Raw genomic sequence first — 24817 nt, forward strand, 5'->3', positions numbered from 1 at the left:
GGGCTTTTTTGTTTCTTCTCCTACCCCATCCACAACACTCCCTCATTGACATACATCAACCTTATGTCACCCGCGTATAATCAATTTTCCTATAGGAATTTTCGGCTTGGCACATGCGCCTGACTCTGTTCATCCTGGCCTTGGTTATCGCAGCATGCGAGCTGTTCGCCCTGCACGTGCTGACGCCGCTGGAAAACAATGTGCTTGACTGGATGGTGCGTACGCAGGCACGCGGCAAAGTCCCCTCCCCTGACATCGTCGTCGTCAATATCGACGACCCCAGCCTGGCGCGCATGCAGGATGTCGCAGGCGCGTGGCCGTGGCCGCGCGCCGTGCATGCGGAACTGGTGGCCGGGCTGCAGCGCCAGCAGCCGCGCGCGATCGTGTTCGACATCAGCTTTGTCGAGCGCGACATCTACCGCCCGGAAAGCGACCAGCTGTTCAACGAATCGCTGGCCGGCAGCACCAATGTTTACTTCCCCATCGTGCGGCTGGATGCCGGCAACGCCGATGCCAGCTTGCCCGCGGCAGCCATCGCCAGCCAGATTGGCCTGACGCGTACCGATCGCGCCAAGCCGGACGCACGCTTGCGCGTCATGCCGCCATTGGCCGTGGATCCCAAATACTGGCGTACCGGCAGCATCAATATGCTCAGCGATATGGATGGCGTCACGCGCCATTACGAACTATTTGCCGACCACGATGGCTGGCTGCTGCCATCACTGCCCGCGCGCGTTGCGGAAAGCCTGGGCTATACGGTGCCGCGCCAGCCCAGCATGCTGCTGTCCTGGCGTGGCGACAAGACCGGCTTCCACACGATTTCCTATGCAGACCTGTATGAAGACTTCGGGCGCGAACATCCGAAACGCCCCGCCAATGAACTGGCAGGGAAAATCGTCATCATCGGCGCCGACGCCTCCGGCTTGAACGATTTGCGCCACACGCCGCTCGATGCCCGCTATCCCGGCGTGCAAATTCTCGCCATGGCGCTCGATAACCTGCAGCACGGCAGCATGATGCAGTCGCCGCCCGCGTGGCAGGTGCCGCTGGTGCTGCTGTTGTCGCTTGCGGCGCTCAACATGCTGTTCCAGCGTGGCACGCAAGTGCTGGCGCTGGGCGCCGGGCTGACAGCCTATACCGCCGCCGTGCTGCTGGGCGTGTACTGGGCCATCGGCCATCTGTGGCTGGTGCCGGCCATCTCGGCGTTGCTGCTGCTGTGGGCGTACTACATCGCTTGCGCGTTGCAGGCGTATCTTGCCGAGCGGCGCAGCCGCCGCCAGGCCGTGCAAATGTTCAGCCGCTTCGTCAATCCCCACGTGGTGCAGCAACTGGTGCAATACGGCGACATTGCGCGCGGCGGCGAAGCGCGCGACATATCCGTGCTGTTTTCCGATATCCGCGGCTTTACCACGCTGTCGGAAAACCGCAGCCCGCAAGAAGTCGTGGCGCTGTTGAACCGTTACTTCACGCTGCAGGTGGAAGTCGTGTTCCGCCATGGCGGCTCGCTGGACAAGTTCATCGGCGACTGCATCATGGCGTTCTGGGGCGCCCCGCTCGATGACCCCGACCATGCGCGCCATGCGGTCGAAGCGGCGCTGGAAATGGCGGAAGTGCTGCAGCGCTTCAAGAAGGAAATGGATGCGACGGAACTGGATTTCGACGTCGGCATCGGCATCCATTCCGGCCCGGCCGTCGTGGGCCTGATCGGTTCCGACCAGCGGCGCGAATACACGGCCATTGGCGACACCGTCAACCTGGCCAGCCGCATCGAAGGCTTGACCAAAGGCGTGACCCGCATCCTCGTGTCGTCCGACACCGTGGAGCGCTGCGGCGACGCCTTCGAATTTACACCGTTCGGCGCATTCGACGTCAAAGGACGGGAGCAGCAAGTATCGCTATTTGGTCCTGAAGTGAAAAAAGGAGGAGGGAAAGCATAATGAAGACGACCTTGTACACGCTAGCCATTGCCGGCAGCCTGTGCCTGCCCGCTGTCGCGGCGGAGCAAGCGACGGCGGTGCGGCAAACGGATTTGAAAGCCAAGCCGTTCACCGATGCGGAAACCGTGGCCAGCCTGGCTGAACGTACGCGCGTGGAAGTGCTGAAGCGCGAAACCAGCTGGATCGAAGTCAAATCCGCGCCCAATACCGGCTGGGTCAAGATGCTGAGCCTGCGCTTCGATCCGCCCGCCAATGCCGCGGCAGCCAGTGCGTCCAACCCCTTCCTGATGTCGATCGGCAAAGGCGGCAGCGGCAGCGTTGCCACCACCGGCGTGCGCGGCCTGAAAGAAGAACAATTGATCAACCCGCAGCCGAATCCGGCCGCGCTGCAACAGATGCAAGGCAATGCCGTGAGCAGCGAAGACGCGGCGAAATTTGCCGCCAGCGGCGGGCTGCAAAGCCAGGCCGTCAAGTATGTCGCCGCAGGAGGTGCGAAATGACATCCTTTAAATTTGCCGCCTTGTTCGCCGCTACCCTGGCCGTGACCGTTCCAGCGCACGCGCAGTTCCAGCTGCCGACGAGCATCGACGGCGCCAAGGCGCTGTTCAACAAAGGCAAGAACGTCGTCGATGCGCTGCGCGAATTCACGCTGGAAGATGAATTGGCTCTGGGCGAAGGCATGGCCAGCAACTTGCTGGGCGCGGCCCCGTTGTATAACAATGCAGCCGCGCAGCGCTACGTGAACCAGGTCGGCCAGTGGGTTGCGGCGCAAGGGGAGCGGTCGGACTTGACGTGGCGCTTTGCCGTGCTCGATGATGCCGAAGCCAATGCCTTTGCTGCACCGGGCGGCTATATCTTCATCACGCGCGGCTTGCTATACGGCTTGCGCAACGAAGCCGAACTGGCCGGCGTGCTGGCGCACGAAATCGCCCACGTGCTGCGCAAGCACCAGCTGGCGGCCATCAAAAAAGCAGCGCGCACGGCGTTGGGCAAAGAATTCCTCAGCGAGAAGGCGGAACAGAAAATGGCCCGCAGCGGCAATGGCCAGTTGACGCCATTGTTCCGCGAATTGTCCAACATCGGTACGACACTGTACGCGCGCGGGCTGGACAAGGACGATGAATATGAAGCCGACCGCATGGCCGTGGTGCTGGCGGCACGCGCCGGCTACAACCCATACGGCCTGCCATCCGTGCTGCAAACACTGCAAACAGTGAATGCGGACCATGAGGGCCTGGCGCTGATGTTTAAAACCCATCCGCCCTTCAATGCCCGGCTCGATGCACTGTCGGCAGTGATGGCGCAAGGCTTCGACGCCTTCGAGCGGCAGCCGGATGGTGCGGAGCGCTTCAAGACCAGCCTGTCCGATCCGGTCAGCCCTGCCAAGCCGAAGAAAATATAAGCCGCGCGCTGTTTTACCAAGTAACGCCGGCCTGCTTCTGGCTGGCGTTTTTAGTTTCAGCGGCGCGCCACCAGCACCATGGCGGCCAGCAAAAACTGGTCTTTCAGCAAAAACACGCCGCTGCCATTGAGCAGCGGGAAGTGCGCGCCGGCGGCCCAGCCGGGCAAGGTGAACATGAAGCTGGTGGTGCATGCCACTGTCACGGCGATACCCGCCAGCGCCAGCGGCGCCAGCGCGCGCACCGGCAAGGCCAGCATGGCCAGCGCGGCAAACAGCAACTCCATCAAGCCGATGACATTGGAAACGCCCTGCACGTCCCACACGCCATACATCCACGCAAACACCCAATGATGGCGCACCAGCGGCTCGATGGCTTCGGCTTCGAACATGAAAAATTTCATGGCGCCGATCCAGCCCATCACCAGCACGACGCCGGCCCATGCCAGCACACGTGCAGCTTTATCCAGCCAGGACAGCGCAGGCAGCGCGGCGGCCAGCAGGTACAGGCTCACGCCCAGCATCGGCACATATTTAATCGCGCTTTGCGCGGAACCGAGGAAGGGAAAGCCCCCCATCTCCTGCAGCCACACTGGATTGGTCAGCATATACAGCAAGTTGAAAGCATAGATGGCGCTTGCCAGCGCTGCGCCCCACAGCAATGGGCTGCGGCGGCGATAGAACAGCAAGCAGGCGCCCGCCGCCACCTCGGCCGCCATCGTCCCGGACAAGACCAGCGTGTCCGGCACTGCGCCGGCCAGCGCCTGCCACAACGTGCTGCCGTGCCACCAGCGCAGCGTATCGGCCGCCTCGGACGGCGTCAGCTTCAGGCCGGCAAGCCACAATAAATACAGCGCATTGAGCAGCGCAAAATAACGCACCAGCGCATGGCCAGACCAGGCGGCCGGCATGCAATGTTGGGTCCGCAACGTTGGCGGGGCGGCGAGTGTGGACAGAGACATAGGCTTCCTTGTGGGATGAACAAAGCGGGGCCAGCCGGTCGCCGGCCCGCGCAGCTTGGTCGGGCAGCGCACCTCATCCTTACAAGTTTTTAACAGCAGCAGCCTGTGCCGCGGCCTTCTTCCCCCCGCGCCAATCGTGCGCAGGCCGCGCCGTGCTACGCTATTGTCCGCTTAACTTTTCAATAACAGTGGCACATGTTTATCCAACTAAACTGAGGATGCTATGCTGAAAAAATCGATGTTAGCGCTCATGTTTGCAGCCGCAGCAAGCGCGCAGGCGGAAGTACGTACGTTTGATATCGTCTATAAGGGGCTGTATTCAGTCGACGACCATGTCTTCCAGCCGGATAAAACCCTGGAGGTGAAACTCACGGTCAAGGACCTCGACGGCAATGGCAGCTATACGGAAAATGAAGTCAAGGCGCTGAAGGCCAGCCACATCGATTACACGGGCACTTGCACGGTCGTGCACTGCCTGGAATATTTCAACTGGACACCGGGCAGCCTGCCGAATTACAGCGCCGTGTACCACAATTACGACGGCTTCTACAATGAGCTGACCATCGTGAACCCTGGCGTGGAATACCGCGAATTCGTGCAATCGAATTGGGGCTTCCGCTATGACTTGACGTGGCATTGGACTGCCGACACACAAACCACCATTACCCCCACCAGCCCGGTGCCGGAGCCATCCGGATACGCGATGCTGCTGGCCGGTCTGGCAGCGATCGGCGCGGCGGCATGGCGGCGCGGCGGGCAGCACAGCACGTAAAGCAACCCATTGCCCTTGGCCGCTCGCCGCAGCGCGCCAGGGGTGGTTGATGCATCGCAGCAATTTTAGTTGTATAATAGCGATCCCTTCGGATCCCCAGTTGCCAGCGCAACAGGCTTTTTCCGCAGCCGTGGCATTGCATCACCGCCCGCCCGGCCTATCCCAGCAGTATCCAGCAGCGCCGCTTTTGGCTGGCGCGCTTCGCCGTACCCCGTCTAATTTATCTAATTGAGAGTATCGTTATGTTCAGCTTATCGAAGCGGATGATCCGCCGTATTGCCGTTGTTTTTGCTATGACCGCTGTGACCGCAGCATGCACCACCACGCAAGTTGCCGTTGTGCCTGCCGCTGCCGGGTTGCCGGAGTCCGCTACCGCGACCCTGCGCATCGACCAGGACAACACGGCAGCCAGCATTGCTGTGATTTACGACCAGGAAGGCAACGTCGTGCGCCGCGCCAGCTACTGGACGGACAACCTGCGCGAAGTCACCGTGCGCCCAGGCTTGTATGAAGTGGTGCTGCGCGTTGATGGCACGTATCCGGAACTGACGTCGTATCCGCGCGTCGTGCTCAACGTGCAGGCGGGCGAGAAACATGAACTGGCCGCAGCGCCGGCCAAGCCGGTGTGGACGGACCTGATCTAAGCTGACTACCGCTTTACGGCGTTGAGGAAGAAACCTTCCCAATACACGACGATTTCCTTGCTGTCCCGCACGTAAATGTAATCAATGCCGACGGGCTTCTTGCAAGTTATCGTGATCTCGCTGACCACGTCCGGCAATGGAATACCCTTCGGTTCAATGTTATAGTTCCTGACAAAATAGGAATAAAACCGCCGCCGGACCGTCTTCATTTCCGGACGTATGCAGTCAGTACCGGCGAAGCGAATATGCTCAGGATCGATGCTCATCTGCGTTCCGACCAATGCATCCGCTTCGTCGCTCGAAATCGATGTCGTGGGCTGAGCATCCAGCACCTGGGTGACCACCCAGGTGCCAGTGAGGCGTTTATCAGGAGGCTTACCTTGTGCGCCAAACGCAAGCGCCAACATTGCGGCTAATGTGACGTGCCGCATCGCTTACTCCTGGCGGGCGTCGAGAAACGGTGCACTTTCTTCGCGCCTGCGGGCAATCAGGCCATGCGCGCTTACCCTTCGCCCGCCTATCGTCGTACGGATATTTCGCAACATGACGTCAGCCGCCTCTCCCAGCCGGCCCCTATCAATTAATTGCAACGTTCTCGTCGCACCGTTCGCCCCCGTGTTGTAGACATAGCTCACCAGGCCATCGAACTGCTCTTGCGTCAGAGACTGATGCGTGACGCTCCTTCTGACTGCACTTTTCGCATCCCGGAGAGCCGCAGAAAACGAGGTTTCTATCTGCGTCACTGACAGCGGTCGCTGTAACTCTTCTTCGGTGCACGGGCCGCGATGCACCAGAATACCGATTCCATACGTACAGTTACCGCGATTCCCGCCCATATCGTTGTAGTATCCGCGTACAGTTTCTCTGTTTCGCAACCGTTGACGCGCCGCGGCGCTGAGAGACAGGTCAGCATTGGAGTTCCGGATATTCGTTGCCATAGATTCGCTCCTCACGATTCAGTCACAGCTGCATTTCAGCCGAATACTGAATTTACCAATGACAACAAGGTTCTTATTGCAGTATCACAACAGCGCGGCACGTTAACATGCGCTAAACGTTCACCGTTCCATGGCGGGAGTCCGCAATCGTGGCCCCGCCGTGCTCTTCCCACGCAGACAGCGGCAAGCGCAGCAATTGCCGGAAGCGCTCCACGTCGCGGACGTCGACTGCCGTCACACCGTACCAGCCATTGCGCCCGCTGTTCTTGACGACATACAGCGCGGCATCCGCAATTTCCGTCACCTCTTGCCAGTCCGCCGCCTCGGGCAACTGGCGCGCAGGCGGGAAGCATGCGTAGCCGATCGAACAGGTTTTCGGCAACGCCATCCCGTCCGGCAAAATAAACGGTTCGTCCGCCACTGCCGCACGTATCCGCTCCGCCAGCTGCGCAGCCTTGCGCCTGTGGGTTGCCCGCGCCACCACCAGGAATTCTTCGCCGCCCCAGCGGATCACAAAGTCGCTTTCACGGAAGGTGTTCAACAGGCGCTGCCGCATTTGGCACAGCACCGCGTCACCCGCCGCATGGCCATGCTGGTCGTTCACTTGCTTGAAATGGTCAATATCGATCAGGAAGAACACCAGGTCCGCGTTATCGGCCGGCGCTGCGCCATCCCGCGCACTATCATTGTGGCGGCGGACCGACTGCGCCACGTCCGCCTCGATGTGCTCGGACAGGAAGCGGCGGTTGTGCAGCCCGGTCAGCGGGTCCGTCACGCAGGCCAGCTCCAGCGCCTGCGACTTGATTTCCAGCGCCTCCGACACTTCCTGCAACTGCACCGTGCGTTCGGCAACGCGCAATTCGAGTTCTTCCTCCCTGCGGCGCAAGCGCCAGGTGCGCCACTGCACCAGGCCCATCACGGCAGTGCTGCCCATCGCCAGCATGCCCAGGCGGGCCCACCACGTTTCCCACCACGCAGGCAACACCTTGACCTTCAGCGACGCCATGGAATCGCTCCACGCGCCATTACGGTTGGTGCCTTGTACTTGCAGCGTGTAGTCGCCAGGCGGCAAGTTGTCAAAGCTGGCCACGCGCAAATTGGCGGCCGCTTGGCGCCACGCGGGATCGTAGCCCAGCAAGCGGTAGCGGTAATGGTTGCGTTCCGGCGCACTGTAATCGAGGGCGGAAAATTCAGCGCGGAACGTGCGCTGCTGCGGCGTGATATGCAGCACATCATTCAACGGGAATGGCGCCGGCTGGCCGCCCACCGATAGCGCCGTCAGCACGACGGGCGGCTGGTATGCCCAGCTGGCATATTGGTCCGGCTGCACGACCAGCAAGCCCCCTGCACCGCCAAACAGCATGCGGCCATCGCGCAATGGCGCGTACGCGCGAAACCAGCCGGTACCGAAGTCCACGCCATCGGCTATGCTGAATTCTTCATAACGCCGCTCGGCCGGATAGTGCACGCCCCGATGGGTCCAGATCCTGCCTGCGGCATCGCGCAATAAATTCGCGCCGATCGCGTGCCCGTCCGGCCCTTTGCTGTCAAAGGCCAGCGTGTAGCGCGCCTGCCGGCCTTTGATCTGGTCGACGCGGAAACGGCCGCCGTCGGAATCCACCCACAGGCCATCCGCGTCGGCCAGCAGGCCCTTGACCGCGTAATGGCTGGCCGCTGACGCGGGTGCGGCGTCGACTTGATGCGCGGTCCCCGCGTCAATCCGGTACAGCCCCGCGACATTGCCGGCCCAGATGCGTCCCGCCGGATCCTGCACGATGGCGTCCACGTTGCCGCTGACCGGGCTGCCGTTTGCCTGCTTCACGGGCGCCACGTCGGCGGCGCCCGGATCACGCCGCATCAAGCCGCCACGCCCGCCTATCCACAGCACCCCATCGCGGTCCGCCAGCAGCCGGCGCAAGCGGCCGCCAGGCACGTCGTACGCGCGGAGAAAGCGCCGGCCGGCGTCAAATTCATACAAGCCGTCATCGGTGCCGACCCACACGTGGCCATCAAGGCCCTGCGCCACGGCGCCGACCGGTACGGCAGAGGCGCCGCCGCCCAGCGGCTGGCCCGGCAACACAATATCGGCCACCGTCCGCAAATCCTGGTCCAATACCGTCACGCCGCGGTCTGCCCGCCCCAGCCATATTTCGCCGTTACGCATTTCCGCGATGCTGCGGATGCTGATGTCAGCCGACGGATCCGACAGCTCCGGCGTCACGATGGAAATCCCCGGCAGCGGCGGCACGTGGCGCTGTACGCCGCCGCCATAGGTGCCAACAAACAGCACGCCGGAACGGTCGCGCACGATGCCGCGCACGTCCGGCGCCGCCAGCGAGCCTGTCCGCCCTCGCACCGAACGCACCTGCTGCAACAGCGCGCCGCTGCCGGCGGCGCGGATTTCAATGCCGTTCGAGCGTCCGATCCAAAGCTGGCCGTGACCCGCTTCCGAGATGGCGTTGACAGCGCCGGCCTGCCCCGACTCGCCATCCGTCAGCCACGTCGCCTGGCCGGACGCGGGATCGACAATCAACAGCGCGCCATTTAATGTGCCAACCCAGATGCGGCCCGCACTGTCTTCGTGCAGCCTGGCCACCACTTGCCGCGCCAGCCGCGCCTCGTCGGCGGCATCGCGCAGCACGCTGGCGAACTGGCTGCCGCCCTGGGCCATGCGCGCCAGCCCTTTCGCGCCACCGATCCACAAATCGCCCCGGCGGTCCAGCAACATGGCATTGACCCGGTCATCGGGCACGCCGCCTGTCGCGGCACGCCGGTGTTCGAATTTGCGGGTGGCGGCAACGTAATGATCGAGACCGCCGTCAACGAGGGCAATCCAGAACCCGTCCGCGCCATCGGAAATAATGGCCCGCACCATTCCGGCGCCCACGGAAGCAGGATTGGCCGCATCATGCAAAAAGAATTCCGACAGGCCAGTGCGCGCATCAAGCGCCACCAGCCCGAAGGTTGCCAGGCCCAGCCATACCCGCCCGTCGCGCCCGGGCGCAATGGCCGTGACGGAACTGATGACTTCCGTATCGTCCGGCTTGCTCCGGATGGGAAAACGGACAAAATCATAGGCGTCATAGCGCGCCACGCCGGTCGCGCCGCCAGCCCAGATATAGCCTTGCGCATCCTGGGCGACAGCGGTGACGACGCCATCCATGATGCTGTTGTTGTTGAGGGTTTGAATGAACTTCAGTTCGGTTTGCTGCGGGGCCGCTGCCCATGCCGGTGAAGCATGGAATATCATGGCCCACAAGCACAGCAGGATGGCCTGCGCCACCCTGGACCTGATCCCGGCACGATGCAGCTGGTTGGCAGTGTTCATTGGTCTCCGCGGGATGGGACAACGCCACCTATCTTGTCTGCAACATTGTACGCGCACCCAGCCCAAACGCCGGCACGTCACGTGCCAGACTGTGGGTTCCCCGCACGTGGTGTCATGGCCGCCGCGGCGGCCAGCCCAGCCGTTCCGCCGCGCGGGCTTGGACTTCAAACCAGTTGTCCCAATAGTAATGCCGGCCTCGCAGCATTTGCCACAGGCTCGATAGCGGATACGCGGCAAAAAACACGATGCCCCAGCGCTCGTACTGGCGCACATGCTCCCGTTCATGGGCGCGCAAACGGTGTTGTTCCTGCCACGTCAGGGCAATGACAGTATGGCCGAATGTAATGGCAGTAAAAGGCAGCCGCCGCGCCAGTGGTCCCGGCTGCCCGCCTGGCCATAGCGCCACTTCCACGACGCCCGCCACGCGTCTGGCACGGGCGCCAGCCAGGTACGCCAGCGCAGCCAGCGCCAGCCCGACGGCCGTACAGGGGGCTGCCCACACGTAGGCAGCGGCTGCACGCAGGCTCACCACTTGCCGGTCAGCTGCACCACCAGCGCCCGCGCATAGACGGGAATGTCGAACGGCAGCGCCAAGCCTGGCGCCAGGCTCGGTTCGCGCGCATCGGCATTGAACAGGTTGCGCACGGAGGCCGAGAAGTTCCAGCCACCGGCTGCATGGTGCGTCAACGTGGTATCAAAGGTCTTGTAATTGGCAATCGGCGTGCGCGCATCACCTGGCGCCCGGCGCCGTCCCGCCACCCAGTTCAATTGCGGGCTCACACTCCAGTCGGGGCTGAAGCGCCAGTCCAAACGGGAATTCGCGTGATGGCGCGGCGCATAGCCGGGGTCCATTTTCGTGCCCTGGTCCATGGCATTCTGGCGCGAATACCCAGCTTCCCAGTGCACATCGCGGGTCACGTCCCACACCACTTCCACTTCGCCGCCGTTGCCTTTGACACTACCGGTATTCTGGTAGCTGGCGCCCGGCGCCGGTGCTGGATTGGCCACCGTGCGGATAATATCCGTCATCGAATAGCGGAACAGGCTCACGCTGACATTCAAGTCCTGGCGCGCCTGCCACGTCAGCACCCCTTCCGTCGTGCTGATTTTTTCCGGCCGCACGCTGGCGTTGCCATTGTTGACGGGGTTAATGCCGAACAGTTCATTGAAGCTGGGTGAACGGAATGCCCGGCCATGCAGCAGCTTGACGGTGACGTCGAGGCTGGCATCCCACACCACGGCCAGGCGGGGATTCGTCGTGCCGCCAAAGTCGGAATAGCTGTCGTGCCGCACGCCGGCCGTCAGCGCCCAGTCGGGTGCAAATTGCCACTCATCCTGCACGTACACGTAATCGACGTTGCGGCGCTGCGGCTTGATGTGCGGCTGGATCGCATCGTAATTCATGACGGGACCGGACGGCACGGGGACGCCGGCCGGCGTCAACAGGAAATTTTTGAAAGTATGGACCTTGTACAGGTTCATATCGTCATGCCCGACACCAGCCCGCACCAGGTGCTGGCGCCAGCCGCTATAGGTTGCGTACGCCGACGCGCGCACGTTGCGCTCCCAGCGGAACGGGCCGCCGATCATCCCGTTCGGGAATAAATTCGGGCCGATACGGGCGCCTGGCGGAAACAAGCCCAACCCTTCCGGCGATTGCTCTGTGAAGAACATGGCGCTGAGCGATGCGCCCAGGCCCCAGCCTTCAGCGAAGTCATGGTCAGTCCATGACAAGTCCGTGATGGCATTGCCGCTTTGCGAAAAGTGCGTCGGATCGACTGCGGAATTCACGCCGGACCCCATGCCGACGTGGTTGCGCCATTTGACGCTGTTACGCCAGCGCCAGTTCTTGTACGTCAGCTCCAGGCTGGCATCAAGCGCATCGTGCGCCAGGCTCATGGGACCGGGCGCCAGGCTGGCTTTGGTTCCGAACCGGCTGTCGTTCAAGGTCTGTGCATCGGCCTTGATGATGCTGTGCGCCCCGGCCGTTGTCCCCACCTGTACATAGGCGGCTATACCTACCGGCCCGTCATTGCTGCCATATTCGACCCAGCCTTCCAGCGTGCGGTAAGAGCCGGCAATGACGCCTGCGCGCGTGCCCAGCATCTGGTCGGCGGTCTTGGTAATGATGTTGATCACGCCGGCAAACGCATCCGCACCATACAGCGCGGAACCGGGACCACGGATCACTTCAATGCGGGCCACGTTGGTCAGCGGATAACTGACCCACATATTGCCCTTGTCGCCGTTGAAGTCCGTCATCATGCGCATGCCGTTCAGCAAGACCAGCACTTGGGGATTGCTCGGCCCGCCACCGCCAATGCCACGGATGATGTAATTCGGTGGGTTGATGGTTGCCGCGCGCGTCACGTGGAAACCAGGCACGGTTTCCAGCACCTGGTCCAGGTCGGTCGCGCCCATGGCAGCAATGTCGTCGGCGGTGATGACACTGGCCACCGCTGGTGCGCGGCGCAGCAATTGCTGCGAACCGGTCGCCAGGCTGATGGTCGACTTGCTCATGCTGTACAGCGCCATGTCTTCCTCGTCCGGCGACGCTGCGGCTTGCGCAGCCCAATGCGGTCCAGCCAGCAGCAAAGCGCTGACCAAGGTGCGCATGACCGGAAATGGCCTGGAAAACATATTTCTCATTTGAAACAACGACATACTTTTCGTTAAACCCCATCCACCTTACCCGTTGCAAGCCACTTAAGCAATTTATATGTTGTCAATCTGCATCGGAGCGGGACTTGGCCAATATCAAGGATTACAATCGGACGGCTACACAAACTCCGTCTTCATCCTTAACTAACGATAAGGAAGTCACATGAAAAAGAGTGTTGCAGCCTCCCTTCCCTTGCTGGCCATGCTGGCCTTTTCCGCCACCACCGCAACTGCCGCTGAACTGTGCCGCGTCGGCCAGAATGTGGATGCACTGTGGGAAGGCAAATGGTACAAAGCGTCCGTCACGTCGACGTCCGACAGCCAGTGCAAGATCACGTATCCCGGCTATGGCAAGGAATACGACGAATGGGTGGGACCGGACCGCCTCAAGATCAAAGTCATGTGGAAAGGCGACTGGTATCCCGCCCGCGTGGTGCGCCGCGAAGGCAGCAATTACCTGATCAGTTATGACGGCTACGGGCAGGAAGACAACGAAATCGTGCCGGTTTCGCGCATCGCCGCGCGTTAATCCGCCAGGCTGACGCCGCGCGCGCTGATGTGCAAACGGTCCGGGTCCAGCCCGATTGTGCGCAAATTCTCCCGCGCAGCATGGCGCAAATTCGCCTGCTGCGCGGCAGGCTGCGGATTAGTTTGCTGCGACTTCCACGCCAGCGCCATGAACGTCCCCGTCATCGCACTTTGTTCATACAAGTCGCGCAGCGCAGCCGGACTTTGCCCGCCCAGCGTGCTGCGCAATGACGGCTGGCGCCGCAACTGTTCCACCACCACGCCAAACTCTTCATCCGACACTTCTTTCCCCGTCATCACCATGTAATTCCCGACCAGGAAAGCCGCCAGGGCGCCGCCCACATCATTGCGCGGCAAGCCCAGCTTGGTCTCTAGCTGCATCCACACGCCCATGCTGTCGGCAAAAGCCTTCGTCATCGTGGCCCGGTGCTCGGACGGAAAATGCTGCGCCAGCGCGGCTGCATTGCGCTGCACGGCGGACGGGCCGTCGGCACGCAGCGGCAGTTCGCGCCGGCCCTGCTCCCTCTTCGATTGATCGCTGGCGGCATTGATCATCGACAGGTTGTTCATCACCGAACTTTGCATGAAACTGCTGAGCGGCGCGCCATACGTCGCATAATCCTGCCCCAGCCATTGAGCGTGCGCCGGCAGCACAGCCCCAGCTGCCAGTGCCAGCGCGGCGCACTGCGACTTCCATCCGTGTACCCTGACCACCATCGTTCCCTCCGTGGAAAAACCAGCGGATCAGGTTAGCAAATCATCATTCATCGCGCCGCACAATTCCGCGTCCTGCACGCAACGGCGGATTGCACGATAATCGCTGATCCTGCAACCTGGAATATATAAACCATGAGCAACCTGTCTGATTTCCCGATCACCGCCAAATGGCCTGCGCAACACCCGGAACGCCTGCAACTGTATTCGCTGCCCACGCCGAACGGCGTCAAGGTATCGATCATGCTGGAAGAAACCGGGCTGCCGTATGAAGTGCACCTGGTCAGCTTTGACAGCAATGACCAGATGTCGCCGGAATTTTTGTCGCTGAACCCAAACAACAAGATTCCCGCCATCCTCGATCCGAACGGCCCGGACAACAAGCCGCTGCCGCTGTTTGAATCCGGCGCGATCCTGCTGTACCTGGCGGAAAAGACGGGCCAGCTGCTGCCGCACGATGCGGCGGGCCGCTATGAAACCATCCAGTGGCTGATGTTCCAGATGGGCGGCATTGGCCCGATGTTTGGCCAGGTGGGCTTCTTCCACAAATTCGCCGGCAAGGACTATGAAGACAAGCGTCCGCGCGACCGCTACATCAATGAAGCGAAGCGTTTGCTGGGCGTGCTGGAACAGCGCCTGCAAGGCCGCGAATGGATCATGGGCAGCCAGTACACGATCGCCGACATCGCCACGTTCCCGTGGGTGCGCAACCTGGTCAATTATTATGGCGCCGGTGATCTGGTTGGCTTCGACAACTTCCCGAACGTGCAGCGCGCACTGGCGAAATTCGTCGAGCGTCCGGCCGTGGCGCGCGGCCTGAACATCCCGGCGCGCGGCTGACGACAGGCCACAGCGCCGCCACCGACGTTGGCCTCACACCGTAGGGCGCCCCCGTCCTCCCCTACAGTTTCCTGGCCCCGTGCCCTTCCAATGGCAGCTCGGGCAAGAACAGCAAGGTGATCAAGCCCAGCATCACCATCACCGCCCCGCCGGCAAACACGCCGGCAATCGCCTGCCGGTAAACCGCCACCGTCGCCGCAGGCAGCACGGTCCCCGGCAACGCGGCTGCCGCCTGCAAGCCATGCGCATGCAGCGCATGCGCCAGCATCGCACCGGAACCGGTCACGCCCAGCAAGCCGCCCAGCGAACGGAAGAACGTCAGCATGGCCGTGCCCACACCGCGCCGCGCCAGCGGCAATGCATTTTGCACGGCCACTGTCATATTCGGCATCACCAGCCCCAGCCCTGCGCCCAGCAGGAAAATCGCAGGCTCAATCACCACATAGCCAGCACTGCGCGCCACGCCCCACGCCAGCACGGCAAACGCGATCATGGCCGCCGACAAGCCCAGTATTTGCGGCTGCTTGTAATTCCCCGTGCGCGACAGCCAGCGTCCGCCCAGCGGCGACGAAATGATCATGCCGCACATCATGGCCACCGTCATCATGCCGGACTTCGCCGGGCTGACGCCCATCACCAGCTGGAAGAACAGGGGGAAGAATACCGATGAGCCCATCAGCCCCATGAACGTCATCGCCATCACGATACTGCCCAGGTTGAACACGCGGTTATCGAACAAATCCGGCGGCAATACCGGTTCCGGCACGCGGCGCACGTGGATCGCCAGCCAGATACCGCCCACCACGGCCACCACTGCGCATACGGTAATGGGCACGGAACCCCACGCCCACTCGGTGCCGCCCAGCGCCAGGACCAGCAGCGCCGATGTGATCGCGCCTGTCATCAGGATGGAACCCAGGTAATCAATGCGGTGCGCGGGACCGTGGCGGTCTGTATGCAAGGTGCGGGCAATCACATAAAACGCTGCCGCGCCGACGGGCAAATTCACATAGAAAATCCAGTGCCATGACAGCGCATCGGTAATCAAACCGCCCAGCACCGGGCCGAGGATACTGGTGACGGCAAACACCACCGGCACCAGGCCCATGCGCTTTCCCCGTTCCGCAGGCGGAATGATGTCGGCAATGACGATTTGCACCAGCGGCATGAAGCCCCCTGCCCCGATGCCCTGCAGCGCGCGGAACGCCACCAGCTGCGTCATATCCTGCGCCAGGCCGCACAGTGCGGAGCCAAGCAGGAAGGCGCCCATGGCGGCAAAGATCATGGGGCGGCGGCCGAACTGGTCGGCCAGCTTGCCATACAGCGGCATGGTGGCAGTCGATGCCAGCACATAGGCCGTGACCACCCACGACAAATGCGCCATGCCGCCCAATTCCGCCACGATGCGGGGCAAGGCGGTGGCAACAATGCTCTGGTCCAATCCGGACAAGCCAAGCAGCGCCATCATGCCGAGGTAAATAGCGCGGATTTCACGTTCAGTGGCAGGTACCGGTGCGGCTGGAGGGATTGTGGTCATGGTTTGGCAATCTCGTTCAAAGGACCGATGGCGGCGGCCAGTGCATCCAATTGTTGCGGGGTCAACCGTGCAATGCGGCGCGCCATCCAGTCGCGGCGGCGGTCGCGCAACGCTTTGATGGCTTGCACGCCGCGTTCCGTCAATTGCAGCCCGGAGCGGCGCCGGTCTTGCGGATCGGGCGCACTGCGCTCAACCATCCCGGCTGCCTCTAGCGCCTTGACGTGGCCGCTCATGGTGGCGCCCCGGACGTTTTCCAGGCGCGCCAACTCCGCCACGCCGATGCCCGGCTGTTCCTGGATGATCACCATCAGCATGGCTTGCATGGGCGCCAAGCCCTGGTCAGCTTCCGTACTTTCGCGGCGCAATTCGCGCACCAGCTGTTTCAGCACCATGCGCAAGCTGTCGGACAGCGCCAGCGCATGCGGGGAAATCGGCGGTTCTGTCGGCATGGCAATAAATATAGATAGGCTACCTATCTATATTAAAGCATTTTCGGCACTTGCAGGATGCCCGCCGCATCCGTATAATGCGGGCCCTTCGGGTCGTTAGCTCAGCTGGTAGAGCAGCGGACTTTTAATCCGTTGGTCGCAGGTTCGAATCCCGCACGGCCTACCACGAATACTGCAACATAAACAGGGCTGGTTAGCGCACGCTTTCCAGCCCTGTTTGCATTTCTGATTAAAATATTACCCAGTAAATAAAAACTCCCCTTTCTGGCCTACGTGCAATATGCACTTGTAGAAAACGAACGTCGTGAAGCCTTCTTTGGAGGTAAGGGTCGCTGTCCCACCTGTGGTTACAATGTGCGTATTTCCTACCGGAAGTGAACGTGTATAGTTGGACTCACTGGAGTTGTAACTACGCAATAGAATCGCAACCCAGCCGCATCTGGTCTGCGCCAACAGGCGAACCAAAAGATTGAGTACGCACTGAACAGTATTCCCTGCGGGCATTGCAGCTTAATATACGACAAGGGATGAACATGCAGTTAAGCATTAAAGGTTTGATGGGACTTGGCTTCAGCGCCGCACTGATATGCTCCCCGGTTTACGCTGGTTCAGGAGGAGGACATGGGGGCGGCGGGCATGCGAGTGGCGGTCATGGCGGGCATTCCAGTCATTCCGGATATGGCAAGATTTCCGGAAAAAGCAGCCGCTCCAGCCATTACAGTGGAGGAAAGCGAAGCGCAAGCCACATCAATAGCGGCTTCAAATCCACTCATTTCTCCCGATATGCAAAGAGCCGGTCAATGCGTCCCCTGGCTACCAGTGAACATTTGGTGAGCGCCTATTACCGCAGGGACGGTCAATTCGTACAGCCTTATTTTGCGACCAATCCGGACGGTACTCGCAATAACAACTACAGCACCCGAGGAAATACCAATCCGCACACGGGGATCGCGGGCACTAAACCCCGGGACGGTGAATGAAGAATATTGCCGCTATCGTCGCAATCGCTGTGCTGCTAAGCGCATGTGCTGCGCCGACGTATTACCCCACCTATTCATCGCCAACTACGCCAACCGTTACCGAGACTGCGCCTGACAACGACAGCGGTTTTTCCTCGGAAGAAGAAGACCGTAAAGCTGATGCCGCTATCGCCAGCGCACAGCAGACGTACGCCTCAATTCAGGCAACGACCTCATCATTCAGCCTTCGTGGTACTAAATGCGACGAACCTGCGATGGCAGTAACTGTGTCAAGCTTGCAGTCCGTAGATGAAGTCGCACGACGCTACATCGGGATCGCCACCACAGCTCCTGATCCAGCTGACCGCGAAGCAGCAATGGACGTGTTGGACGAGCTTAACAAGGTGGTCTTGGACGGCCTGCTCGATATCGCGCAAGCGTACCGGTCACGCAAATGCTTCCCGTACGCCAAGCACATCATTACCGAGGCAAAGCGTATCTACTCCGGACCAGCTTACGCAGATTGGGTCGGCGCGATGGATGCCGAACTTGCCGCGATCACAGCGCAAGAGCCTGTTACCCCAGCGATGGCGAAGCCGATTACGCCTGCGAAAAGCTCAACAAAGAAAAAAGCGGCGGTAAAGAAACCACAATCCTTGTAAGCATCCTTCCGCCCTCAGGCACCGTCTAGAGCCGATGGTGTCGATTGCGCTTAAGTTACGACCCAACGCCGAGGCATCGGACTCGTCCACTTCGTCATAGATTGCGCTTGCGAATGCAGTCGCTGCACGAGTTCGTAACCCAAATTCAAAGCGAAGGCTATCCGATGGCCCGCTGGAACAAGGAGCATTCCGAAAGGCTACGATTCCAGCGAGGCCCATGGCCAAGGCGAGCCTATGTCGCGAAGATCGGCACGTACGGAAACGTGCATGTGGTGCGTATGCCCGTTCTTCCCGGTGTAAGGACGCCAGCCTTTCGCGGCCAGGTCGGCGTTGTAGATCTGCCGGTTCCAGATGACGTAGCTAACCCTGAAATCGAGGAGCGCGAGCTTCGAGAACAGGTTGCAGTCGACGCCACTCTCCGGGTCGTGAGTCAGGTCGAACGCGTTGCCGTCGTTGTGGTCGCTCTTCCGCTGCTGATGGGCCGAGTCCCCCATCAGGCCGTCGGCCTCGCGGTTCCGGTTCGGGCAGAGCGCGGTCGCGTCGGCGAGCGCCCGCTTGCATGCGGCAGATGGCTGGGGCATACGTCATCCTTTCGTGGTTGGATTCGAATCCGGGCCGCCCGGCAGGCATGCGATATGCCTGTCTGCGGCAACCTGTCTGGCCTGCTCGTTCGCGTCGGGAGCTCGGGCGTCCACGGTCCGGACGACGCAGGCCGCGTCGCGAGCTATCCTGGCGACGGCCAGAAGCGGGACGCGCTTCGGATGCTCAGGGTCGCTCTGGTCCACGGCGTTGACGCGAACTATCAGCGCGACAGGCACGGCCTTACCGCCGGCCTTCGCAATGCGCCATTCGGCCCTAGTACCCAACGTCGAGAACCCGCGCGTCACCACGTCCCAGTAATTCAGCGGGAGCACCCGCCCATCCGGCGTCACGACGCTGACTGAGCTGCGCTCGTCGTCTTCCAGGACTTGCAGTCGGAAGCCGTGGACGCCGGGACAGTCCGACGTGCGGGCACCGGTCACCGCATCGTCGATGCGTCTGACGCATGCCTTGCTGGCGATACCGGTATAAGCGCTACTGATTGTGCTTTCCTGAGCGACGGCACTGTCCCATGAGGAAAACACGGTAACGATGGCAAGGCAGTTCAGGTAGCGGCGCATCCGGCTCCCCTTGATGGGTCCAGTCGATCATACCGAGGAAGCTTCCATCTTCGTTGACCTGCGTCACCGGTTCTCGGCCCAGTCCGGCAACGGACTGAGCTCCGGCAATATGCCGCGTTTTCTTCCAATTGCAAATCGACGGCATCACGGGGGAATCGGCGGACGAGCGGCACAGGGGATGGATCGAATGCACGTCCGCCGTATGGAGCGTGACGCAGCCGAAGTCCGCGACAGCATCTACGGGCGGCGGGCATACCGCCGAGCGCTGCGAACACGGCGACATAGTGGTATCGAAGCTGGCGGACCTGGCGTCGCCGGTACTGCTCCAGACGTGCTCGGCGGGCAGGACCATCCCGAAGGCGAAATTCGAGTTCATGCGCGCGGACGGGCAGGGAGAGCGGGTCAAGTATTTCGAGATCGAGCTCGAGAACGTCCTCATCGGGGCGGTGGTGCCCAACGTCATGGGTGGCAACGTCCTTTCGGAACACGTCAGCCTGAAGTAATCGAAAGTGAGATGGAAATACACCCAGCAGAAGATCGCCGGAGGCGTGGGCGGCAGCACTGCGGGTGGCTGGGACTTGGCCGCAAGCAGGATTTGCTGAGGTGATTTCGTGGGTAATATCCCGGCGCTCTGCGCAAATCTCCCCAGGGAGACGCCACGCAGAAAATTGAAAAATATTACCCAGCTTTTTTACAGACATCCCTTAACTACGGGCTTTGTGAATAAGCGGCATAACGGACGTTTAATCCGTTGGTCGCAGGTTCGAATCCCGCACGGCCTACCACGAATACCGCAGTACTAAAAAAGGCTTTCCCGCTTCGGCGCGAAAGCCTTTTTGCATTGGACCTGTCAACCAGCACTGCCATCCCCATCCGCCAGCAGCCCTCCCCCCTGAACAAACGCCGCCTATTCCGTATTCTTCGGCGCATTCGTCGCGCTGCCGGGCGCCGTGGCCAATTGCGGTGCATCGGCATCCGTACCGGGATAATCCTGGCCGAGCGTCATTGGGATTTGCAGGCAAACGCTCTGCGTGGGCAGCACTGCAGTCCATTCCCGGATCAAGTCGCGGTAGGCTTCGCCCACGCGGCGCAAATTGCGGTCGAGGTCCGCCAGCCCCAGCGCATTGACGCGGCCATTGTTTTCACGCAGCCCTGTATCCCAGTCCACCTGGTCCGTCAGCGAATACCACGTGAAGCCGACTATCGGCACGCCGTTGTTCCGCACGCGCAGCACGTTGGCCCATTCCTTGCGCAGCCAGCGGACCGCTTCATCGCAGTTCGGCCCCTCGCACAGGTTGGTTTCCGTATGCATCACCGGCAAACGATAGCGGTTGTAGTACTGGTGCGTAATGACCGCATAGCCGAACACTTCCCCCGACGGCCCCGTTGCACCATCGGCCGCCACGTGGTGCTCGTTGGTCTGGTAATAATCGTTGCCCATGATGCAGTGGTGCTTGAGGTTGTTATTGAGGAAGAAGTGGTATTCGTCGCGCGTCATGCCATTGTCGAGCAGGTACTCATACATGCTGGAATCCACGCGGCGGCCATAGTTCAAGTCTAGCGACAGGAAGCGGCGGGCATTCATGGTTTCAGCGGGGCCGATCGCACCGGGCGTCTCAGCATGGAAATATTCCGACGATTCGCTTTGGATGAACAGGGCGTCCGGGCGCACGGCGAGGATCGCGTGCATGGCCAGCAGGTTGGCTTTGACCAGGTGCTTGAGCGCCGTGACAAACGCCCGGTCGGTGCGCATCTGTTCATTCCACCAGCCATACAGCGCGGAAAACAGTGCGCAGATCGACATCTCATTGACCGGCGTATACAGCTGCAGCCATGGATAGCGCTGCGCAAACGCGCCGGCATAGGCGGCAAACAGTTCTGGGAAATCCGGGTTCTGGAAGTTGCCGATGAATTCAGGCACGCCGAAATGGCACAGGTCAACAATGGTCACCACGCCGCGGCGGCGCAGGTCTGGCAACACTTCGTCGGCAAACGACCAGTCGTAGCGCCCGGGGCCAATCAGCGTCGTGTGCAGCGGCGGGCCATAGCGCAGGAAACGGATACCGATTTCTTCGACCAGGTCGAAGTCGCGCCGCCAGTGGCGGTAGTGGCCGCACTTTTCCATCTCATCCATGCGGACCCTGCCGCCTTCTATCGTGGGGATGCTGTTTTCAATGCCGGTCGCAAAGATAAAGCCGGTTGGATTGGGTGCCATTCGTGCCCTCCGCCTGCGCGTGCTGCCGCTCACAGCAGCACTATAGGGACGGGGTGCACGACGCACTGTGCTTTGGCTAACATAGCCCGGCGCGCGCGTCCCGCATGGGCCGGTCCTTCAAGGCGTGGTTCCGATGTATTGCTTGACGATGGCGTCGTACTTGCTGTTCGAGCGGATCGCCTTTAACCCGGCATTGAACGCATCGCGCACGCGCGCGTCGCGGAACACGGCCTTGCGCGGGGTTTCGGGAAAGATCCGGTGAAACATGACAGCTTGCTTCACGTCGATTTGAGGTTCCAGTTTGTCGATGTAGTAGTTGAAGATCAGGCGGTCCCCCACCACGACATCGACGCGCCCCATGAACAGCAGCTTGTTTTGCGTGATCTGGGCAGGCAATTCGCGGTAGTCGGCATGGCCGCTGGCCACCAGGCTGTAGCGGTCACCCAGCACCATGCTGGCATTCTGAAATGCCGCCACGGAATACGCCGCCAGGTCTTCAATCTGGTTGATCTTCAAATTGCGGCGGGCCAGCGAGGTGGCGACATTCTGGTACACCACGTAATTGTCCGTGAAATAGTCGTCGCCGCCGATCCCTTCCGTGATGGACAGCATGCCATCGAGCTGGCCGCTGCGCAGCATGGCCAGCGCACGGGTTTGCGGCAGCATATGCGCCACCATTTTGTAGCCCCCGGCGGCCAGCGCCTGTTTGGCGATGTCGTAATCCAGGCCAGCCGTTCCGGATTCCATGATGTAAGGCGGTTTCGGCATCCCCATGCCGACATGTACTTCCGGCAAGGTTTCCTGCGCATACACAGCGCCGCTGCATGCCGCCGCGCAAACGACGGCCAGCAGCGCCGGCTTGGGTCCCTGATAGCGCCACATATCGCCTCCCCATGCAGATCATCACATCGAACACGATAAACTCAGCAGTTCGGCTATTCTACGCCCGCAAGGCAAGATGGCGTTTAATCTTCGATCTCCAGCGCGTTGAGCAGTTGCGACAGGCGCTCGTCGAGCACCGCCAATTCTCCCGCCCCCAGCACCGATAAAATCCGCCGCTCATTTTCCACATGCGCAGCCACCGCACGGTCGATCAATTTCAGGCCGGCCGGCGTCAATTTCACCAGCACGCTGCGCGCATCATCCGGGTTCGGCAGGCGCTGCACCAGTTCCCGCGTTTCCAGCCCTTTTAAACGGTGCGTCATGGTGCCGGACGTGATCATCAGCGTGGAAAACAGCGCAGTCGGCGCCAGGCAGTATGGCGCGCCGGAGCGGCGCAGCGTCGCCAGCACGTCGAACTCCCAGGAACTCAGGCCGAACTGCGCAAACGTTTCATCGAGCTTGCGCTGTAACAGCGCGGCGCAGCGCTTGACGCGGCCGATCGGCCCCATCGGGCTGCAATCGAGGTCGGGCCGTTCCCGTGCCCATTGCGCGAGGATGGCATCGACCGCATCCGGCGCCCGTTTTGTCGTCTTTCCCATGCCCCGCTCCGCTTCACTGCACGATTTATCTTGAATTCAAATTATATGCTATGCTGGATTTATCTTGAATTGAAGATAAATTGGAGGAAGCCTTGCAGCACCGTAAACTGGACATCCTGCTCACCGCGCTGGCGCCCATCATCTGGGGCTCGACCTACATCGTCACGACGCAATTCCTGCCACCGGACCGCCCCTTCATTGCAGCACTGCTGCGCACCCTGCCTGCAGGCTTGCTGCTGACCCTATTCGCACGCCAGTTGCCGGGCAAGGGGCAATGGGGCCGCCTGCTGTTGCTGTCAGCACTGAACATCGGCTTTTTCCAGGCATTGCTGTTTGTCGCGGCCTACCGCTTGCCGGGCGGCGTGGCCGCCGTGGTGGGAGCGATCCAGCCGCTGCTGGTGATGGCGCTGGCGTGGGCGCTCGATGGCCGCCGTTCCAGCGGGGTGGCCATCATTGCCGCCATGGCGGGCATCGCCGGCATGGCCGCGCTGCTGCTGTCGCCCGGCGCCGTGTGGGATCCGGCAGGCATTGCCGCCGCGCTGGCCGGCTCCGCCAGCATGGCGGCCGGCACGTACCTGGCGCAGCGCTGGAAAACCAATATGCCGGTGCTGGCCTTCACGGGCTGGCAATTGCTGGCAGGCGGCATCATGCTGGCCCCTGCCGCCATCGCATTCGATCCGCCGCTGCCGGCGCTCACCATGACGCACGTGCTGGGCTACGCCTACCTTTCGCTGGTGGGCGCCATGGCGGCCTATGTGCTGTGGTTCCGCGGCGTGGCGCAGCTGCCGCCGGTCGCCGTGTCGTCGCTGGGTTTATTGAGCCCGCTGACTGCCGTGGTACTGGGCTGGGCGCTGCTGGACCAGCGCCTCGATGGGATTTCCCTGCTGGGCATGGCGACTGTCCTGGCCAGCATTCTTACCGTGCAGTGGGCGGCGCAACGCAGCGCGCCTGCCCCACTGCCACTTCAACGCCGTTCGGCTTAACTTTGATGAAAAAGGAAAACATGCAAAGCACGATCACTGCACTGATTGAATCCCGCGCGTCCATCAATCACTTCGACCCGGAACGCAAGCTCGCCGACACGCAGATCAAGGAATTGGTGCGCCTCGCCACGCTGGCGCCGTCGGCCTATAACTTCCAGAACTGGAAATTCATTGCCGTGCGCTCGCAGCCGGCCAAGGAGCGCCTGAAGGCCGTGGCCTACAACCAGCCCAAGGTAGCCGAGGCGGCGGTCATGTTCATCGTGTGCGGCACCCTTGCTGCACACGAAGGCTTGCCCCGCGCATTGCAGCCGTCCGTCGAAGTAGGCATCCTGGCGCAATCCGTGGCCGACGGCTGGGTAGCCATGGCCAGTGGCGCCCACCAGGATAACCCGCAAATGCAGCGCGACGAAGCGCTGCGTTCCGCGTCGCTGGCGGCCATGACGCTGATGCTGGCAGCGCAAGGCATGGGGCTGGCCACGTGCCCGATGGTCGGATTCGACGCGGAGGGCGTGGCGCGCGAATTCAATTTGTCCAGCAACGACGTGCCCGTGATGCTGGTCGCCGCAGGCTATGCGGCGCCGGACAACTGGCCGCAAAAGCGCCGCAAACCGCTGCAGGAAGTATTGGAACTGCTGTAAGACACCGCCG

Annotated in this window: 25 protein-coding genes, 1 tRNA gene and 1 pseudogene; 13 read left to right on the forward strand and 14 right to left on the reverse strand. The window is 61.6% G+C overall.

Going from position 1 to position 24817, the window contains the following annotated elements; all coding sequences use genetic code 11:
* Window positions 1-113: 113 nt before the first annotated feature.
* Genes GM668_RS20145 through GM668_RS20155 form a run of 3 tightly spaced genes read left to right on the forward strand, consistent with a single transcriptional unit; the run spans window position 114 to window position 3339 of the window.
* Window positions 114-1937: a CHASE2 domain-containing protein gene (locus GM668_RS20145; protein ID WP_211923424.1), complete on the forward strand. Its 1824-nt coding sequence runs from the start codon at window positions 114-116 to the stop codon at window positions 1935-1937.
* The gene (locus GM668_RS20150) at window positions 1937-2437 is read left to right on the forward strand and encodes an SH3 domain-containing protein (protein WP_155440748.1); all 501 of its coding nucleotides are present in this window, start codon (window positions 1937-1939) and stop codon (window positions 2435-2437) included. The genes GM668_RS20145 and GM668_RS20150 overlap by 1 nt, the downstream gene beginning before the upstream one ends.
* Window positions 2434-3339 (forward strand): M48 family metalloprotease, encoded by a 906-nt coding sequence (locus GM668_RS20155; RefSeq protein ID WP_155440749.1) that lies wholly within the window; start codon window positions 2434-2436, stop codon window positions 3337-3339. The genes GM668_RS20150 and GM668_RS20155 overlap by 4 nt, the downstream gene beginning before the upstream one ends.
* A 56-nt stretch (window positions 3340-3395) precedes the next feature.
* Here the strand turns inward: GM668_RS20155 and GM668_RS20160 are convergent, their stop codons facing one another.
* Window positions 3396-4298, reverse strand: a complete 903-nt coding sequence (locus GM668_RS20160; protein WP_155440750.1) for a DUF417 family protein — start codon at window positions 4296-4298, stop codon at window positions 3396-3398.
* A gap of 238 nt (window positions 4299-4536) precedes the next feature.
* Here GM668_RS20160 and GM668_RS20165 point away from each other — a divergent pair, with 238 nt between their 5' ends.
* Both GM668_RS20165 and GM668_RS20170 read left to right on the forward strand, forming a co-directional pair.
* Entirely contained in the window at window positions 4537-5070 is a 534-nt protein-coding gene (locus tag GM668_RS20165; protein ID WP_229499602.1) for a PEP-CTERM sorting domain-containing protein, read from the forward strand.
* Between the two features lie 293 nt (window positions 5071-5363).
* Window positions 5364-5714 (forward strand): hypothetical protein, encoded by a 351-nt coding sequence (locus GM668_RS20170; protein ID WP_155440752.1) that lies wholly within the window; start codon window positions 5364-5366, stop codon window positions 5712-5714.
* A 5-nt stretch (window positions 5715-5719) separates the two neighbouring features.
* Here the strand turns inward: GM668_RS20170 and GM668_RS20175 are convergent, their stop codons facing one another.
* The 5 genes from GM668_RS20175 to GM668_RS20195 form a co-directional block, all read right to left on the reverse strand.
* Complete coding sequence (locus GM668_RS20175) at window positions 5720-6145, reverse strand: hypothetical protein (protein WP_155440753.1); 426 nt, start codon at window positions 6143-6145, stop codon at window positions 5720-5722.
* Between the two features lie 3 nt (window positions 6146-6148).
* Window positions 6149-6652 carry a lysozyme gene (locus GM668_RS20180; protein ID WP_155440754.1) on the reverse strand — a complete coding sequence of 168 codons (504 nt, stop codon included), beginning with the start codon at window positions 6650-6652 and terminating at the stop codon, window positions 6149-6151.
* A gap of 112 nt (window positions 6653-6764) precedes the next feature.
* Window positions 6765-9980, reverse strand: coding sequence for a ligand-binding sensor domain-containing diguanylate cyclase (locus tag GM668_RS20185; protein WP_155440755.1), 3216 nt, complete (start codon window positions 9978-9980; stop codon window positions 6765-6767).
* 112 nt (window positions 9981-10092) lie between these two features.
* Window positions 10093-10509, reverse strand: a complete 417-nt coding sequence (locus GM668_RS20190; protein ID WP_371868740.1) for a signal peptide prediction — start codon at window positions 10507-10509, stop codon at window positions 10093-10095.
* On the reverse strand, window positions 10506-12596 hold the full coding sequence (locus tag GM668_RS20195; protein ID WP_155440756.1) for a TonB-dependent receptor plug domain-containing protein: 2091 nt from the start codon (window positions 12594-12596) through the stop codon (window positions 10506-10508). The genes GM668_RS20190 and GM668_RS20195 overlap by 4 nt, the downstream gene beginning before the upstream one ends.
* A 208-nt stretch (window positions 12597-12804) precedes the next feature.
* On the opposite strand from GM668_RS20195, the gene GM668_RS20200 reads away from it, so the two are divergent.
* The gene (locus tag GM668_RS20200; RefSeq protein WP_155440757.1) at window positions 12805-13170 is read left to right on the forward strand and encodes an agenet domain-containing protein; all 366 of its coding nucleotides are present in this window, start codon (window positions 12805-12807) and stop codon (window positions 13168-13170) included.
* Here the strand turns inward: GM668_RS20200 and GM668_RS20205 are convergent.
* Complete coding sequence (locus tag GM668_RS20205) at window positions 13167-13886, reverse strand: DUF6683 family protein (RefSeq protein WP_155440758.1); 720 nt, start codon at window positions 13884-13886, stop codon at window positions 13167-13169. The two genes, GM668_RS20200 and GM668_RS20205, sit on opposite strands and share 4 nt — an antisense overlap.
* 132 nt (window positions 13887-14018) lie before the next feature.
* Here GM668_RS20205 and GM668_RS20210 point away from each other — a divergent pair, with 132 nt between their 5' ends.
* Entirely contained in the window at window positions 14019-14723 is a 705-nt protein-coding gene (locus tag GM668_RS20210) for a glutathione S-transferase N-terminal domain-containing protein (RefSeq protein ID WP_155440759.1), read from the forward strand.
* Between the two features lie 61 nt (window positions 14724-14784).
* Here GM668_RS20210 and GM668_RS20215 read toward each other — a convergent pair whose 3' ends face one another.
* Window positions 14785-16260, reverse strand: coding sequence for an MDR family MFS transporter (locus GM668_RS20215; RefSeq protein ID WP_229499604.1), 1476 nt, complete (start codon window positions 16258-16260; stop codon window positions 14785-14787).
* The gene (locus GM668_RS20220) at window positions 16257-16709 is read right to left on the reverse strand and encodes a MarR family winged helix-turn-helix transcriptional regulator (protein WP_155440760.1); all 453 of its coding nucleotides are present in this window, start codon (window positions 16707-16709) and stop codon (window positions 16257-16259) included. The genes GM668_RS20215 and GM668_RS20220 overlap by 4 nt, the downstream gene beginning before the upstream one ends.
* Window positions 16710-16799: 90 nt before the next feature.
* On the opposite strand from GM668_RS20220, the gene GM668_RS20225 reads away from it, so the two are divergent.
* The 3 genes from GM668_RS20225 to GM668_RS20235 all read left to right on the forward strand — a co-directional run bounded on the left by GM668_RS20225 (window position 16800) and on the right by GM668_RS20235 (window position 18330).
* Window positions 16800-16875 (forward strand) — tRNA-Lys (locus GM668_RS20225).
* Between the two features lie 361 nt (window positions 16876-17236).
* Window positions 17237-17689: a hypothetical protein gene (locus GM668_RS20230; protein ID WP_155440761.1), complete on the forward strand. Its 453-nt coding sequence runs from the start codon at window positions 17237-17239 to the stop codon at window positions 17687-17689.
* On the forward strand, window positions 17686-18330 hold the full coding sequence (locus tag GM668_RS20235) for a hypothetical protein (RefSeq protein ID WP_155440762.1): 645 nt from the start codon (window positions 17686-17688) through the stop codon (window positions 18328-18330). Before GM668_RS20230 ends, GM668_RS20235 begins: the two co-directional genes overlap by 4 nt.
* A gap of 197 nt (window positions 18331-18527) precedes the next feature.
* Here GM668_RS20235 and GM668_RS20240 read toward each other — a convergent pair whose 3' ends face one another.
* Window positions 18528-18911 carry a VldE C-terminal domain-containing protein gene (locus GM668_RS20240; protein ID WP_155440763.1) on the reverse strand — a complete coding sequence of 128 codons (384 nt, stop codon included), beginning with the start codon at window positions 18909-18911 and terminating at the stop codon, window positions 18528-18530.
* Window positions 18912-18914: 3 nt separating this feature from the next.
* A complete protein-coding gene (locus GM668_RS20245; protein ID WP_155440764.1) occupies window positions 18915-19490 on the reverse strand; it encodes a hypothetical protein in 576 nt (191 codons plus the stop codon).
* Window positions 19491-19618: 128 nt separating this feature from the next.
* Here GM668_RS20245 and GM668_RS20250 point away from each other — a divergent pair.
* Window positions 19619-20092, forward strand: a pseudogene (locus tag GM668_RS20250) (Hcp family type VI secretion system effector).
* A 305-nt stretch (window positions 20093-20397) separates the two neighbouring features.
* On the opposite strand, the gene GM668_RS20255 reads toward GM668_RS20250, so the two are convergent.
* The 3 genes from GM668_RS20255 to GM668_RS20265 form a co-directional block, all read right to left on the reverse strand.
* The gene (locus tag GM668_RS20255; protein ID WP_155440765.1) at window positions 20398-21705 is read right to left on the reverse strand and encodes a family 1 glycosylhydrolase; all 1308 of its coding nucleotides are present in this window, start codon (window positions 21703-21705) and stop codon (window positions 20398-20400) included.
* A gap of 117 nt (window positions 21706-21822) precedes the next feature.
* A complete protein-coding gene (locus GM668_RS20260) occupies window positions 21823-22587 on the reverse strand; it encodes a substrate-binding periplasmic protein (RefSeq protein ID WP_155440766.1) in 765 nt (254 codons plus the stop codon).
* 83 nt (window positions 22588-22670) lie between these two features.
* The gene (locus GM668_RS20265; RefSeq protein ID WP_155440767.1) at window positions 22671-23186 is read right to left on the reverse strand and encodes a MarR family winged helix-turn-helix transcriptional regulator; all 516 of its coding nucleotides are present in this window, start codon (window positions 23184-23186) and stop codon (window positions 22671-22673) included.
* Window positions 23187-23278: 92 nt separating this feature from the next.
* On the opposite strand from GM668_RS20265, the gene GM668_RS20270 reads away from it, so the two are divergent.
* Together GM668_RS20270 and GM668_RS20275 are read left to right on the forward strand one after the other, a co-directional pair.
* The gene (locus GM668_RS20270; protein ID WP_229499606.1) at window positions 23279-24169 is read left to right on the forward strand and encodes an EamA family transporter; all 891 of its coding nucleotides are present in this window, start codon (window positions 23279-23281) and stop codon (window positions 24167-24169) included.
* 20 nt (window positions 24170-24189) lie between these two features.
* The gene (locus GM668_RS20275) at window positions 24190-24807 is read left to right on the forward strand and encodes a nitroreductase family protein (protein WP_155440768.1); all 618 of its coding nucleotides are present in this window, start codon (window positions 24190-24192) and stop codon (window positions 24805-24807) included.
* Window positions 24808-24817: the final 10 nt, after the last annotated feature.

This window comes from Pseudoduganella ginsengisoli (assembly GCF_009720865.1).
Lineage (GTDB): Bacteria > Pseudomonadota > Gammaproteobacteria > Burkholderiales > Burkholderiaceae_D > Rugamonas > Rugamonas ginsengisoli.

Excerpts from the sequence above, each read along its gene's own strand:
- GM668_RS20165 (WP_229499602.1), top strand. The coding sequence starts at position 4,537 with ATGTTAGCGCTCATGTTTGCAGCCGCAGCAAGCGCGCAGGCGGAAGTA.
- GM668_RS20160 (WP_155440750.1), bottom strand. The coding sequence starts at position 4,298 with ATGTCTCTGTCCACACTCGCCGCCCCGCCAACGTTGCGGACCCAACAT.
- GM668_RS20150 (WP_155440748.1), top strand. The coding sequence starts at position 1,937 with ATGAAGACGACCTTGTACACGCTAGCCATTGCCGGCAGCCTGTGCCTG.
- GM668_RS20185 (WP_155440755.1), bottom strand. The coding sequence starts at position 9,980 with ATGAACACTGCCAACCAGCTGCATCGTGCCGGGATCAGGTCCAGGGTG.
- GM668_RS20205 (WP_155440758.1), bottom strand. The coding sequence starts at position 13,886 with ATGGTGGTCAGGGTACACGGATGGAAGTCGCAGTGCGCCGCGCTGGCA.
- GM668_RS20260 (WP_155440766.1), bottom strand. The coding sequence starts at position 22,587 with ATGTGGCGCTATCAGGGACCCAAGCCGGCGCTGCTGGCCGTCGTTTGC.
- GM668_RS20175 (WP_155440753.1), bottom strand. The coding sequence starts at position 6,145 with ATGCGGCACGTCACATTAGCCGCAATGTTGGCGCTTGCGTTTGGCGCA.
- GM668_RS20240 (WP_155440763.1), bottom strand. The coding sequence starts at position 18,911 with ATGCCCCAGCCATCTGCCGCATGCAAGCGGGCGCTCGCCGACGCGACC.
- GM668_RS20145 (WP_211923424.1), top strand. The coding sequence starts at position 114 with ATGCGCCTGACTCTGTTCATCCTGGCCTTGGTTATCGCAGCATGCGAG.
- GM668_RS20230 (WP_155440761.1), top strand. The coding sequence starts at position 17,237 with ATGAACATGCAGTTAAGCATTAAAGGTTTGATGGGACTTGGCTTCAGC.
- GM668_RS20275 (WP_155440768.1), top strand. The coding sequence starts at position 24,190 with ATGCAAAGCACGATCACTGCACTGATTGAATCCCGCGCGTCCATCAAT.
- GM668_RS20180 (WP_155440754.1), bottom strand. The coding sequence starts at position 6,652 with ATGGCAACGAATATCCGGAACTCCAATGCTGACCTGTCTCTCAGCGCC.
- GM668_RS20210 (WP_155440759.1), top strand. The coding sequence starts at position 14,019 with ATGAGCAACCTGTCTGATTTCCCGATCACCGCCAAATGGCCTGCGCAA.
- GM668_RS20220 (WP_155440760.1), bottom strand. The coding sequence starts at position 16,709 with ATGCCGACAGAACCGCCGATTTCCCCGCATGCGCTGGCGCTGTCCGAC.
- GM668_RS20215 (WP_229499604.1), bottom strand. The coding sequence starts at position 16,260 with ATGACCACAATCCCTCCAGCCGCACCGGTACCTGCCACTGAACGTGAA.
- GM668_RS20255 (WP_155440765.1), bottom strand. The coding sequence starts at position 21,705 with ATGGCACCCAATCCAACCGGCTTTATCTTTGCGACCGGCATTGAAAAC.
- GM668_RS20235 (WP_155440762.1), top strand. The coding sequence starts at position 17,686 with ATGAAGAATATTGCCGCTATCGTCGCAATCGCTGTGCTGCTAAGCGCA.
- GM668_RS20195 (WP_155440756.1), bottom strand. The coding sequence starts at position 12,596 with ATGCGCACCTTGGTCAGCGCTTTGCTGCTGGCTGGACCGCATTGGGCT.
- GM668_RS20265 (WP_155440767.1), bottom strand. The coding sequence starts at position 23,186 with ATGGGAAAGACGACAAAACGGGCGCCGGATGCGGTCGATGCCATCCTC.
- GM668_RS20245 (WP_155440764.1), bottom strand. The coding sequence starts at position 19,490 with ATGCGCCGCTACCTGAACTGCCTTGCCATCGTTACCGTGTTTTCCTCA.
- GM668_RS20170 (WP_155440752.1), top strand. The coding sequence starts at position 5,364 with ATGACCGCTGTGACCGCAGCATGCACCACCACGCAAGTTGCCGTTGTG.
- GM668_RS20155 (WP_155440749.1), top strand. The coding sequence starts at position 2,434 with ATGACATCCTTTAAATTTGCCGCCTTGTTCGCCGCTACCCTGGCCGTG.
- GM668_RS20200 (WP_155440757.1), top strand. The coding sequence starts at position 12,805 with ATGAAAAAGAGTGTTGCAGCCTCCCTTCCCTTGCTGGCCATGCTGGCC.